The 13,354-nt window shown below is 42.6% G+C and carries 10 protein-coding genes; all 10 read left to right on the forward strand.

The window, feature by feature from the left end:
• The first annotated feature begins 307 nt into the window (after nucleotides 1–307).
• The 10 genes from V7L07_RS01330 to V7L07_RS01375 all read left to right on the forward strand — a co-directional run bounded on the left by V7L07_RS01330 (nucleotide 308) and on the right by V7L07_RS01375 (nucleotide 12,938).
• On the forward strand, nucleotides 308–1,951 hold the full coding sequence (locus V7L07_RS01330; protein WP_335054340.1) for an FAD-binding protein: 1,644 nt from the start codon (nucleotides 308–310) through the stop codon (nucleotides 1,949–1,951).
• Complete coding sequence (locus tag V7L07_RS01335) at nucleotides 1,948–2,277, forward strand: 4Fe-4S binding protein (RefSeq protein WP_334698234.1); 330 nt, start codon at nucleotides 1,948–1,950, stop codon at nucleotides 2,275–2,277. The genes V7L07_RS01330 and V7L07_RS01335 overlap by 4 nt, the downstream gene beginning before the upstream one ends.
• A 163-nt stretch (nucleotides 2,278–2,440) precedes the next feature.
• Nucleotides 2,441–3,502, forward strand: a complete 1,062-nt coding sequence (locus V7L07_RS01340) for an ABC transporter substrate-binding protein (RefSeq protein ID WP_335054342.1) — start codon at nucleotides 2,441–2,443, stop codon at nucleotides 3,500–3,502.
• 237 nt (nucleotides 3,503–3,739) lie between these two features.
• Nucleotides 3,740–5,224: an amidohydrolase family protein gene (locus V7L07_RS01345; RefSeq protein ID WP_335054344.1), complete on the forward strand. Its 1,485-nt coding sequence runs from the start codon at nucleotides 3,740–3,742 to the stop codon at nucleotides 5,222–5,224.
• A gap of 188 nt (nucleotides 5,225–5,412) precedes the next feature.
• Nucleotides 5,413–6,894 (forward strand): amidohydrolase family protein, encoded by a 1,482-nt coding sequence (locus V7L07_RS01350; protein WP_335054346.1) that lies wholly within the window; start codon nucleotides 5,413–5,415, stop codon nucleotides 6,892–6,894.
• Between the two features lie 195 nt (nucleotides 6,895–7,089).
• Nucleotides 7,090–8,271, forward strand: coding sequence for an acyl-CoA dehydrogenase family protein (locus V7L07_RS01355; RefSeq protein ID WP_335054348.1), 1,182 nt, complete (start codon nucleotides 7,090–7,092; stop codon nucleotides 8,269–8,271).
• A 149-nt stretch (nucleotides 8,272–8,420) separates the two neighbouring features.
• Nucleotides 8,421–9,242 (forward strand): class I SAM-dependent methyltransferase, encoded by an 822-nt coding sequence (locus V7L07_RS01360; RefSeq protein WP_335054350.1) that lies wholly within the window; start codon nucleotides 8,421–8,423, stop codon nucleotides 9,240–9,242.
• Nucleotides 9,243–9,606: 364 nt separating this feature from the next.
• Complete coding sequence (locus V7L07_RS01365; RefSeq protein WP_335054352.1) at nucleotides 9,607–10,635, forward strand: aliphatic sulfonate ABC transporter substrate-binding protein; 1,029 nt, start codon at nucleotides 9,607–9,609, stop codon at nucleotides 10,633–10,635.
• Nucleotides 10,636–10,930: 295 nt separating this feature from the next.
• Entirely contained in the window at nucleotides 10,931–12,037 is a 1,107-nt protein-coding gene (locus tag V7L07_RS01370) for an aliphatic sulfonate ABC transporter substrate-binding protein (protein ID WP_335054354.1), read from the forward strand.
• Nucleotides 12,038–12,074: 37 nt separating this feature from the next.
• Nucleotides 12,075–12,938 carry a TauD/TfdA dioxygenase family protein gene (locus V7L07_RS01375; RefSeq protein ID WP_335054356.1) on the forward strand — a complete coding sequence of 288 codons (864 nt, stop codon included), beginning with the start codon at nucleotides 12,075–12,077 and terminating at the stop codon, nucleotides 12,936–12,938.
• Nucleotides 12,939–13,354: the final 416 nt, after the last annotated feature.

The following is a 13,354-nucleotide window of genomic DNA, read 5'->3' on the forward strand; positions in this document are numbered from 1 at the left end:
TTGCACAAAAGACTTTAAAAAGCAAGCCTCTTGAGAGAGATAATCAAGTTTATTTTACATAACTTTATGTTTAAAGATGTTTCTTGAAATACTTGCTTTTTGTCGAAAACTGTGAAAAGCTTTGTTATATCAGAAACTACGGTTTATTGATCAAGATAAAGTAGTTATGATGATAATCTAGTGACAACTTGTCTTTAAGTGCCCATAATTTCAGGCTACTAGCTAGATTTCTAAATTAATTTATTTTGCAGCATCGATGGGGTGAAGACTTGATGCTTAAGACTTTATCGATGGGGGGAAATGGTAAATGATAAAGACGTTAACAACTGATTTGGAACTCGACTTAGAAGCAGATGTGCTTGTGATTGGAGGTGGCCCATCTGGGACTTGGGCGGCATGGAGTGCTGCATCAAGTGGAGCTAGGGTGATCCTCGTAGATAAAGGATATTGTGGCACAACTGGATGCGCTGCTGCATCGGGGAATGGTGTGTGGTATGTGCCACCTGACCCGGAAGCACGGGAAACAGCGAAGGCGAGTCGGGAATCGTTGGGTGGGTTTTTAGCCGATCGCAATTGGATGGATCGGGTACTGAATCAGACTTATGTAAACGTCAATCAGTTAGCAGAGTGGGGTTATCCCTTCCCTACCGACGATGAAGGCAAACCCTATCGGCGATCGCTGCAAGGGCCAGAATATATGCGGCTGATGCGGCGGCAGATTCAACGCGCTGGAGTCAAGATTATAGACAACAGCCCCGCCTTAGAACTACTGGTTGATGATGATGGTGCTGTTGCTGGTGCAACAGGTGTGAACCGTCAGACAGGTGAGAAATGGATAGTGCGATCGCTAGCCACGATCATTGCAACAGGTGGCTGTGCGTTTCTCAGTAAAGCGTTAGGATGCAACGTCCTGACAGGGGATGGTTATCTGATGGCGGCAGAAGCAGGAGCCGAGATGTCGGGTATGGAATTTTCTAATGCTTACGGCATCTCCCCCGCCTTTTCTTCAGTCACCAAAACCCTGTTTTATAATTGGGCAACTTTTACCTACGAAGACGGTACTGTGATTCCGGGGGCAAGTTCTCATAGAAGATCAGTAATTGCTGAAACCTTACTGCAACAGCCAGTCTACGCCATCATAGACAAAGCGGCAGAATCGATGCGACCATCTATGCGTTTAGCGCAGCCGAATTTCTTTTTACCCTTTGACCGTGCAGGCATCGATCCATTTACCCAACGTTTCCCTGTGACTCTGCGTTTAGAGGGAACTGTGCGCGGTACAGGGGGAATTCGGATTGTCGATGAGAGTTGTGCCAGTTCTGTACGGGGACTCTATGCGGCTGGAGATGCAGCAACACGGGAACTAATTTGTGGCGGTTTTACTGGCGGTGGTAGTCATAATGCCGCTTGGGCAATATCTTCTGGTTATTGGTCAGGCAAATCGGCTGCTGAATATACCCGCAGTTTGGGAGAACATAAAACTCAACGACTAGTTTTGGGAGTTGGAGAAGTAGTATTACATAGTGGGAGCGATCGCACCTTAGCGATTGATGAAATTATTCAGGCAGTCCAAGCTGAAGTATTCCCCTACGAAAAGAACTATTTCCGTACAGAACAAGGCTTAACCGAGTCTTTGGGTAGATTAAATCATCTTTGGCAAGAACTCCGCAGTAGCCAGGTAACATCAGAGAAAGAGCTTCCCAGGGCGCGAGAAGCTGCGGCAATGGTAGCCACAGCACGGTGGATGTACAGCAGTGCTATTGAACGTAAAGAAACTCGTGGGATGCACAGACATCTAGACTATCCAGAACAAGATGCTAATCAGCAACATTACCTAATTAGTGGCGGATTAGATCAAGTCTGGGTGAAGAGTCAGCCGCTACTAAATACAGAAGATATTTCGCAATCCAAAATCCAAAATCCAAAATCTAAAATAGGGGTGACAGTGTGATTGAGTTGGTCAGCGAGTCGCGGTGCATAGAATGTAATATCTGCGTAAATATTTGTCCAACTAATGTGTTTGACAGAGTGCCAGATGCACCGCCAACCATTGCCCGACAGAGTGACTGTCAAACATGTTATATGTGCGAATTGTATTGTCCAGTTGATGCTCTTTATGTTGCACCAGAAAGCGATATGAAAACTTCAGTCAACGAGGCAGAATTAATAGAAATTGGCCTATTGGGTAGTTACCGTGAAAACGTTGGTTGGGGACATAAACGTACTTCAACAGCAAAAGCCGATGAAACATTCCAAATTTTGAAGCAGATGAAATAGTAACGCAATGTGCAACTTATCCTTAGAACCCCACTTCCATTCCTCTCCCCCACTCCTGAGAGGCTTTGATTCCTGCTCCCCTTCCCTTGTAGGGAAGGGGTTGGGGGTTAGGTCTGAGAGAAAGTTGCACACTGCGTATAAATAATACGGCGGAGAAAAAGTCATGCTGTCGTTCCCAATAGGAACAGATTCTATCAGTAAAAATAAATTTACTTCCAAATTATCAACCTCAATGGCTTGTGTCCTGCTACTACTAACTACAGGATGTAGCCAAGGAGAAACTAAATCCGCTCAATCGGTTGAGGCTATTAATGCCAAAAGTGCTACTGTAGCTGCATCTAATAGCGTTTCTACCCTGCGTATAGGTTATGTAGGTAATTCAGAACCTACAGGGCCACTTGGTTGGGCAAAGAAAAAAGGGATTTTAGATCGTGAGTTGCAAAAAGCAGGATTTAAAAACATTACTTTTGCAAGATTTCCTAACGGGCCGGATCTAAATGAGGCGCTGGTCGCAGGACAATTAGATGTTGGCTCTTTAGGTGATACACCAGCCATAGTTTTGAGAGCAAGGGGTCAAGAAACTCGACTGCTAAGGATAACTCAGTTTAATACAACTGCCTGGTTAGTGGCGAAAAAGAATGGCCCGCGATCGCTTGCTGAACTTAAGGGTCAAAAAATAGCTACCCAAAAAGGTTCTTATATGCATCGATATCTGCTGGGACTATTAGCTGAAGCTAAAATTGCCAAAGATGTAAAAGTTGTCCACTTGATGACTACTGAGGCAAAAGCAGCTTTAGAACGTGGTGATGTCGCAGCTTATGCAACTTCAAGCGATCTGGGGCCTTTTCTGAAATCACAAGGGTTTCCAGTGATTGATTCTTCAGCAAATCATAAAGGTTTGTCAGGGACATCATTAGTTGTTGCAACCGAAAGCTTTTTGGCGAAACAGCCTGATTTTCCCCAGAAGTTTAATGGAATTCTGACAGAAGCAGCCAAGGATTTAAAAGCTAATTCTGAAGAATATTATCAGTACCACGCCCAAATTACTAAATATCCCCTTGATATCATCAAAGTATCGTTACCACTCAAACAGATATCAGAAGAACCATTACCAGCAGAGGGCGTGAAACTTTTAGAGGGGACAAAGAAATTTTTAGTCTCGCAGGGTTTAGCCAAGTCGGACTTTAAATTAACAGATTGGGCTGTTAATGAACAGTCGCGTTAATTTTATCTGTATTAGCAGCTTGTTATACCATTTCTTTATGAAAACGCATAGAAAGTTTGTGGAGAAGGAAATTATCAGCAAAGCTGATTTTCGAGATTTTATCTTTACTAATCTCGCCACATTATTATGTAAAGAAAAATCCCAACTTCTTCAAATAAATGCTGTTAAGGAGAAAGTAGACAACCTTCTTAATCAGTACTATCTACCCAATCCAATTGAAAAATCAGGTAGAACACTATGACTATTGCACTAGACCGTCCACACAAAACTAAGTCTGCTCAAATTCGGGAAAAACTGGGTTATCCGATCATCGATACCGATGTACATACCCAAGAATTTCCCCCAGCATTCTTGGATTATTTAGAGCAAGTTGCTGGAACTGCGATCGCAGAGCGTTTTCAAGAACACTTACCTGGTGCATCTCGCTCTAAATGGTTTAAGCAATCTTGGGATGAACGCCGCGCTAACCGCACCGCCCGCCCTCCTTTCTGGACTCGTCCCACTAACGATGCTTTAAATTTAGCTACCGTTAGTTTGCCCAAGTTGTTACACGAACGCTTACAAGAAGCAGGTACAGACTTTGCCGTTGTGTACCCCAACTTGGCAACGATGGCACCACATATCGGCAATGAAGAAATGCGGCGGGCTGTTTGTCGGGCAGCTAATACATATCACGCTGATATTTTCCGTCCTTATAGCGATCGCTTAACACCCATTGCTTCCATCCCCATGAATACGCCCGAAGAGGCGATCGAAGAGTTGGAATATGCGGTGAAAGTGCTGGGACTCAAAGCAATTCAAATCCCCGGACATATCCGCCGCCCGATTCCCGCCTTTGAGAAGTATGGCGAAGAAGTAGCCAACGAAGCCATCTGGATTGACACCTTTGGCTTGGATAGTAAATATGATTACGATCCCTTCTGGGCGAAGTGCGTAGAACTGAAAGTTGTACCCACCACCCACTCTTCCGGTATGGGCTGGATAAATCGGCGTTCCATTAGCAATTACCAATACAACCATATTGGTCACTTTGCATCGGCTGCCGAAGCACTATGTAAATCTCTATTCTTTGGTGGTGTAACTCATCGCTTCCCCACACTCAAGTTTGCTTTCTTAGAAGGAGGTGCAGCTTGGGGTGCTAGTTTATATACCGATTTGATTTGGCATTGGGATACTCGCAATAAAGATCATTTGGTGGAAAATAACAATCCCGCCAATATCGATCGCGAAGAACTGCTAGAACTCTATACCCGTTATGGTGGTGAACTAGTACATGGTCGTTTGGATCAGCTAGGTAGCGGTTTAGGTTTCCACGCTGATTTAGTAGCGCCGTTAGAACCTGGTGATTTAGATGAATTCGCCGTAGCAGGAGTAACGAAGCCAGAGGATATCCGCGATCGCTTCTTGAATCACTTCTACTTCGGGACAGAATCAGATGATACCCGTGTAGCTCAAGCCTTTAACCGCAAAGCTAACCCATACAGCGATCGCGTTAAAGCTTTCTTGGGTTCCGATTCTGGTCATTGGGATGTACCTGATATTACTGCGATCGCTGCCAATACCTATTCAATGGTAGAACGCAAGATTATCACCGAAGAAGATTTGCAATATTTCCTATCGATTCATCCCTTGGAGTTGTACACCAGCCTAAATCGTGACTTCTTCAAAGGTACGGCTGTGGAGAAAACAGCAGATGAATTTTTGGCTAAAGCTGGCCGTTAATTCCATCTTGTCGTTATGTTCCTCAATCTTGATGATCCCCCCAACCCCCCTTTTTAAGGGGGCAGAAAGTGGTTCAATTACCCCCTTTTAAGGGGGACTGAAAGTGCCTCAATTCCCCCCCTTTTTAAGGGGGGCTAGGGGGGATCTAAAGATACACAAATCTTTTGAATAATTTAGGATAAACTATCATGACGATCGCTTTAGACCGCCCACAAAAAACCAGGTCTGCTCAAATTCGTGAAAAACTTGGTTATCCAATCATTGACACCGATGTACATACCCAAGAATTTGAACCAGCAGTCTTGGATTATTTAGAACAAGTTGGTGGAACTGAACTTGTAGAACGTTTCAAAGAGAATTTACCAGGATCTTCTCGCTTTAAGTGGTACAAGCAAAGTTGGGAAGAACGTTTTGCTTATCGTACTAATCGCCCTAACTGGTGGGGTCGTCCAACCAAAAATACTTTGAATTTGGCTACCATTAGCTTGCCCAAATTGCTGCACGAACGCTTACAAGAAGCAGGTACAGACTTTGCCGTTGTGTACCCCAACTTGGCAACAATGGCCCCAAATATCGGCAACGAAGAAATGCGGCGGGCTGTTTGTCGGGCGGTTAACACCTACCATGCTGATATTTTCCGCCCTTATAGCGATCGCTTAACACCCATCGCCGCCATTCCCCTGCACACTCCCGAAGAAGGGATTGAAGAGTTGGAATATGCGGTGAATGTTCTCGGACTCAAAGCAATTCAAATCCCCGGTTACGTCCGTCGGCCAATTCCTGCCTTTGAGAAGTATGGCAAAGAAGTCGCTAACGAAGTGGTTTGGATTGATAACTTTGGCTTAGATAGCCAGTATGATTACGATCCATTCTGGGCTAAGTGCGTAGAATTGAAAGTTGTACCCACAACTCACGCCTCTAGCCAAGGTTGGACAACTCAACGCTCTGTCACCAACGCCCAGTACAATCACATTAATCACTTTGCCTTTGCAGCCGAAGCATTATGCAAATCGCTGTTCTTTGGTGGAGTTACTCGCCGCTTCCCGCAATTAAAGTTTGCCTTCTTAGAAGGTGGTTCAGCTTGGGGTGCTAGTCTCTACGCTGATATTATTTGGCATTGGGAAACCCGCAACAAACAACATTTGTTGTCAAATAACAATCCTGCTATTATCGACAAGGAAGCACTAGTAGAGTTGTACACCCGCTACGGTGGCGAACTAGTAGATGGACGCTTAGATAAAATTGGTGACGGCTTAGGATTCCACCATCAACTATTAGCGCCAGAAGATCCAGGCGAACTCGATGAATTTGAGCTAGCAGGAATAGAGAAGCCAGAAGATGTGCGCGATCGCTTCTTGAATCATTTCTACTTCGGTACAGAATCAGACGATACCCGTGTCAGCCAAGCATTTAACCGTGCAGCTAATCCCTTTGGCGATCGCGTTAAAGCCTTCTTGGGTTCCGATTCCGGTCACTGGGATGTGCCTGATATCACCGCTGTTACTGCCAACGCCTATTCAATGGCAGAACACGAAATCATTACCGAAGAAGACCTCCGCTACTTCCTCTCAATCCATCCCTTGGAGTTGTACACCAGTCTCAATCAAGACTTCTTCAAGGGTACAGGTGTTGAGAAAGCCGCAAACGAATATTTAGCGGCTAAGAAATAACTGTCATTAGTCATTAGTCATTAGTCATTTGCAAAGGACAAATGACAAAGGACAAAGGACTAAGGACAATTACAACGTTCCATGTTCCATTTCCTCTGTTCACTTGTAGCGTGGGCCTTGCCCACTCTACATTTCTCTTAAGTTCTGTGTCTGATTGCTGCCTACTGCCGAAACAATACCAAGGATGATTTGATTATGGTGCTAGATATTACAAAACCAAAGGATTACATTGACCTAGCAACTTCTCTATCCAAGGAACTTGCTCAATCCGCAGTTGAACGGGATGCTAAAGCTGGAGTTCCAGAACCGGAAATTAATAAACTACGTGAGAGTGGTTTGTTACCGCTGGTTGTACCCAAGCAATATGGTGGCATTGGTGCAACTTGGATTGATGCCTTAAAAATTGTCAGAAAGTTATCAAAAGCAGATGGTTCAATTGGTCAGTTGTATGGTAATCATCTCAACTTGACGGCTTTGGGTCACGTTTCCGGCACAGCAGCCCAAAAGGAAAAATATTATAGAGAAACTGCTAAGAATAACTTATTTTGGGCAAATGCCATTAATACAAAGGATACTAGGCTGAAAATTAATCCAGAAGGTGAGAATTTTCGGGTAAATGGTATTAAAAGCTTTGGTACAGGTATTTCCGTTGCCGATTATCGGGTATTCTCCGCTTTAGAAGATGGCGTAGAATTGCCCTTCATATTCATAATTCCCAAAGACAGGGAAGGGTTAGTTTCTAATCACGATTGGGACAACATCGGGCAACGTCGTACTGATAGCGGTAGTTATACATTTAACAATGTCTTAGTAGAGAAAGATGAGATTTTGGGGCCACCAAATCCTCCCGATAGTGCCTTCTCAACTTTCCTTGGTATTATCGCCCAGCTAACAAAAACCAACGTTTATCTGGGAATTACTAAAGGAGCCTTCGCCGCCGCTCGTGAATATACTAAAACTACTACTCAACCGTGGATTACATCGGGAGTAGATAGTGCTACTCAAGACCCCTATATTCTGCATCATTACGGAGATTTTTGGCTTGAAATTCAAGCTGCGATCGCACTAGCCGACCAAGCAGCCGAGAAAGTGCAAGCAGCCTGGGACAAGGATGTAGAACTGACTCATCAAGAGAGGGGAGAAGTTGCGATCGCAGTTTCCGCAGCCAAGGCATTAGCGACCCGTGTAGGTATAGATATAACCAACCGCATCTTTGAAGTTACGGGAACTCGCGCCACAGCAACCAAATATGGATTTGATCGCTACTGGCGAGATTTGCGAACCTTTACCCTGCACGATCCTGTAGATTACAAATTGCGTGCGATCGGCGATTGGGTACTCAACGATCAGCTACCCGTCATCACCCAATATTCTTAGGGCATTGGGAATGGGAACGGGAACTAAAAAAGAGTTTTCCCAATGCCCAATATTCAAGCTGTCTACTCGCTGTTTTGTAGGGTGGGCGTTATCTAATTCCACCTTACTTACCTAAATCCAAAATCTAAAATCCAAAATCTAAAATTAATATGACTCAACTAAAAACACTTCCTACCTACGACCCAAGTTTATTTGAGGGAGCCGCAGAGGGCTACGCTCAATATAGAACCAAATACCCACCAGTTGTATTCGACAAACTAGCCGAAATATTTCATCTCAATGGTCAAGGACGACTCCTTGATTTAGGTACTGGCCCAGGATTAATTTCAATTCCCCTACGAACCAAATTTGAAGAAGTTGTGGCGATCGATCCCGATCCCGGCATGATTGCAGAAGCCAAACGGCAAGCAGCAACAGTTGGAGCAAATAATATTACTTGGTTAGAGCAAGGAGCAGAGTTAATCGACTCTAGCTTAGGGAAATTTAAGTTAACCACAATTGGTAGAGCCTTCCACTGGATGGAACGCGAACTAGTCCTTGAACGCCTTTATGAATTGCTAACTGATGATGGTGCATTAGCACTGCTTAACACTGGTGATAACCCTTGGGAAAGCAATCTACCTTGGAAACAAGCTGCTGTTGGAGTAGTGAAAAAATGGTTAGGTGATGAGCGACGGACTGGACAACGAGGACAAGGTATTCGTAAGCCAGTCGATCCTCCCCATGAAGTTGTAATTGGCAATTCGGCTTTTGCTCGTCAAGAAACCTATGAAGTACCATTTGAAAAATCTTGGACTGTCGATAGCTATCTTGGCTATTTATACACTACAGCCTTCTCACTCAAAATTTTCTATGGTGATAATGCCCCAGCATTTGAAAAGGATCTTAGAGAAGCGCTACTAGCGGTTGAGCCGTCTGGACATTTTACGGAAGAACTCGAAGCTACAATTCTAGTCGCTTGGAAGCACTAGCAAAATTGAACACGAATCAAACAGAGTTTCATTCACAAATTTCAATCTTCCACTAGCACCACTCTGGAGTGGGTCTTTCTCACTCCACTTTCTAAATTTTTCCTCTTAACTCTTAAATTCTCAGTTCCTCGAGTCGTTATAGAGTGGGTATGACCCACTCTCTTTTCTAACTTCAGACATAAAAAAATTATTTTTATTTATTAAAAAATTGTCCCCAATGACGCGTAAACATGATAAAAGTGGTTTTCATGAAAGTGGTTATAGATACTCTGACCACTTTTGAAATCTGAATTATCAATAAAATTCAGTCCAACAAAAATAAAAACTAAAAATATCCACTTACCCCAAGAAATTACATTGAATCATGTTCAGAAGCTACAGAAAGTCATGGTTGCCTGCGAGTATAGCTCGTTATTTTTTGCTGGCGTTTACGACTTTTCTGTTAGTTACAGGCTGTAGCTCTCCAAGTACTCAAAGCAATACTCCCCAAGTTGAGCCAACTACTGCAAGCTCAAAAAAACTAGAGGTGATCAACATCGGTCATCAGAGTGGTACACCAGGTCTGAACCTACTTAAAGCTCAGGGCTATTTGGAAAAGCGCTTTGCCGCTGATGGCATTGCTATCAAGTGGATACAATTTCGCGGTGGCCCGCCAATGATGGAAGCAATGGCCGCAAATAGTATTGATATTGGTAACGTTGGAAATCTACCACCAATTTTTGCTCAAGCTGGTGATAATCCGATTGTTTATGTTGCTGCAACTGGTTCCAACGCAGGCGCTCAAGCAGTTATTGTCCGTAAGGATTCACCAATCAAAACTCTTGCGGAACTCAAGGGTAAGAAAGTTGCGATCCAGAAAGGAACAGCCCTGCAATATTTGCTTTTAAAAGCTATAGCAAGTGCTGGATTAACTCTCAATGATATTCAACCTGCTTACCTAACTATTCCAGAAAGTCAGGTTGCTTTTGAAGGTGCCAAGGTTGATGTGTTACCCACTAGCGATCCTTTTTATGCTCGGAAAGAGCGAGCAAATGAAATACGAGTTCTAGCCAAAGGTTCTGATGTCGCTCCCCAAAGAGCCTACTATATCGCTACACGCAATTTTGCTGAAAATCACCCCGACTTAGTGAAGATAATCTTGGAAGAACAAAGAAAAGCAGAAGAATGGGCTAAAGCTAACCCCAATGAAGTTGCTAACTTATTGGCAGCGCAAACCAAAGAAGAACCAGGAGTTTGGAAATGGGCTTTAGAGAGACGGCCTATCTTGGGTGTGTTTGATATAACTGATGAATTTATCGCTGAACAACAGCAAGTAGTTGACCTTTTCTACAGTCAAAAGCTGATTCCTAAAACTTTTCAAATCAAAGATGCAGTATGGAAACCTAAAAGTTGATTTATTAAAAGAGAAGTTATAATTCTTGAAGGCTGTACAGCACTTTTTCCGACAACAGTGCTGTACAGCTTTTCTATTTAACTTTGATAGCTTGACATAATTTCTATCACAATGATCTTAATAGCTTGATATGAATAAAATATCGTGATTTATTGATAGATATTTTTAATTAGATAAAAAATATTTAATTAGCCCAATTTTCAACTATATTAATAAGCAAGAGTTTTTTGGCTATTTAGCTCGTAATTAATCATAATCGTTCTGACCACGAATAAAGGAATAAATAAAACAACCCATGCCAGCTTTAAAAGGAAAGTTTGAATTCAGGAAAAGTCAGAGAACAACACGTCGTTCCTTGTTGTTTGCTTTGGGCTACTGCTTAATGCTATCGACAGTCTTATCGAGTTGTGGTGAAGCCAAAAATAACACTCAGCAGTCAACAGCTTCCCCTGAGTCTACTGCTTCATCTAGTACTACAGAAAAGTCCGCTGAGAAGCAAGTAGTGCGGATTGTACGTTCCAAACAACTTTCCGCTTTAGCAGTTCTAGAAAAACAGGGTTCCTTGGAAAAGCGATTAGAGCCTCTGGGTTTTAAAGTACAGTGGCCTGAATTTGCCGCTGGGCCACAACAGCTAGAAGCTCTGAATGCAAATGGACTAGATATCGCATCTACAGCCGAATCGCCTCCTGTATTTTCGCAAGCAGCAGGAGCGCCTCTTGTTTATCTATCTACTACACGCCCCAGTGGTAAAGCTATTTCACTTTTAGTTCCGGTGAACTCTCCGATTAAAAGTGTTGCCGATTTGAAGGGTAAAAAAGTAGCTTTCCAGAAAGCTTCCATCGGTCACTACTTATTAGTTAAAGCATTAGAAGATGCCGGATTGAAACTGAGCGATGTCCAATCAGTTTTTCTCGCACCGGCAGATGCAAATGCAGCATTCAGTCAGAACAAGGTAGATGCTTGGTATATTTGGGAGCCATTCGCTACCAGAAATGTAGAAAATAAAATAGCCCGTGTTTTAGCAGATGGTGATAAGTTGCGGGATACTGGCAACTTTTACTCAACCTCACGCCAGTTTTATCAGGCTCATCCTGATGTGATCAAAGTGTTTCTAGAGGAGCTAGAAAAAGCAGAAATCTGGACTAAGGATCATCCCAAAGAAGTTGCACAATTACTTGCTCCTGTGACTCAACTAGATCCACCAACTCTAGAAATAATGCATAAAAAATATGACTATGGGTTGCTACCAATCACTGATAAAACTATTACCAAGCAACAGGAAGTTGCAGATAAATGGTACAGCTTAGGACTTATCCCCAAAAAGGTGAATGTTAAAGACGGGTTTTTGACACCTGAAGAGTACGCCAAAATTACTCCTTCAGAGGTTCTAGCGAATAAGTAGTTATCCTCAGGAAGAAACAAAAACACAGGAGAATATTATGTCTACTTCGACTTTGACAACAGTTAAAATTAGGTCTATTGATGCCCCTTTGGGAGCGATCGTTACCGATCTTGATGCTAGTCAAGCGATCGCACCTGAAGTTATCTTACAACTTAAGGAAGCTCTGCGCGATCGCCACATTTTAATCTTCAAAGACCAAAAGCTGTCTGACCAACAACTTTTGAACTTTTCTCTATACTTTGGCGCACTCTTTGTACCATCTGATGAAACTCCAGTATTGGCTTCTAAACCAGGAGAAACTCCGGTGGTAATTCCGATTTCCAATGTCGATGGTGGCTATACCGGTACTGGAGAATTAACTTTCCATTCTGACCACAAATGGACTCCTACCCCATCTAGTGGTTCACTTCTTTATGCTTTAGAAATACCAACTCATGGTGGAGATACTTATTGGTTAAATACCAATTTAGCTTATGAAGCATTAGATGAAGCTACCAAAGAACGAATTGCAGATTTGCAGTTAATTACCTACAACCCATTTTTGCGAGACCGGAATGCACCCCGCTCTTTGTATCGTTTAGATAAGAATATTCCTTTAATCAGTCCGGTCTTTCCCCATCCTTTAGTTAGGACACATCCAGAAAGTGGTAAAAAACATCTTTACTTAGATGCTGCTACAGAAGTGGAAATTGTTGGGTTAGAGCCGGAAGAAGGATCTAAACTGATTGAACAGTTAAGGCAACATCTCAATCAACCCAAGTTCTACTACCAACACAAATGGTCAGTAGGTGATATTGTCTACTGGGATAATCAAGCTACCTTGCATTACCGTCAAGCATTTGATCCTAATGAGCGACGAGTATTGAAGCGGGTTAGCCTTGCAGGTAGTCGTCCCTTTTAGGCTTTATACCTCAAAAAATAAAGCTAATGCGCCTTTAAATTCTGCATTTTCTTAAGGTAATCAATAGTCATTAAACGTCGATTATTCATGCGCTTTTTCGATCAGAATACCTAACTGAATTCTGATGAATGACGCATGTATTCTGTTCAACAAACAAGATCCCCGACTTCTTAAAGAAGTCGGGGATCTGTGGATTGCAATTCTTAGCAATCAAATAGGATTGATAGAGTGATTTTGATATAAATAAGTAAAAAACTCATAAAACTTTTTTAAGTGTCAGACTATATTTTTTTTAAGTGTCAGACTATATGCTTATAAAGATAAATAGATAAAAATATTACTTTTTTGTTTAAAACTAGTGTTGATGAATACTTTATTTCAAGAACAAATTAGGTAAAATTTATACTGAAATTGAT

This window comes from Nostoc sp., assembly GCF_036916985.1.
Lineage (GTDB): Bacteria > Cyanobacteriota > Cyanobacteriia > Cyanobacteriales > Nostocaceae > Nostoc.

Coding starts and splice junctions, on each gene's coding strand:
- V7L07_RS01340 (WP_335054342.1), top strand. CDS start 2,441: ATGCTGTCGTTCCCAATAGGAACAGATTCTATCAGTAAAAATAAATTT.
- V7L07_RS01360 (WP_335054350.1), top strand. CDS start 8,421: ATGACTCAACTAAAAACACTTCCTACCTACGACCCAAGTTTATTTGAG.
- V7L07_RS01345 (WP_335054344.1), top strand. CDS start 3,740: ATGACTATTGCACTAGACCGTCCACACAAAACTAAGTCTGCTCAAATT.
- V7L07_RS01350 (WP_335054346.1), top strand. CDS start 5,413: ATGACGATCGCTTTAGACCGCCCACAAAAAACCAGGTCTGCTCAAATT.
- V7L07_RS01375 (WP_335054356.1), top strand. CDS start 12,075: ATGTCTACTTCGACTTTGACAACAGTTAAAATTAGGTCTATTGATGCC.
- V7L07_RS01370 (WP_335054354.1), top strand. CDS start 10,931: ATGCCAGCTTTAAAAGGAAAGTTTGAATTCAGGAAAAGTCAGAGAACA.
- V7L07_RS01355 (WP_335054348.1), top strand. CDS start 7,090: ATGGTGCTAGATATTACAAAACCAAAGGATTACATTGACCTAGCAACT.
- V7L07_RS01330 (WP_335054340.1), top strand. CDS start 308: ATGATAAAGACGTTAACAACTGATTTGGAACTCGACTTAGAAGCAGAT.
- V7L07_RS01365 (WP_335054352.1), top strand. CDS start 9,607: ATGTTCAGAAGCTACAGAAAGTCATGGTTGCCTGCGAGTATAGCTCGT.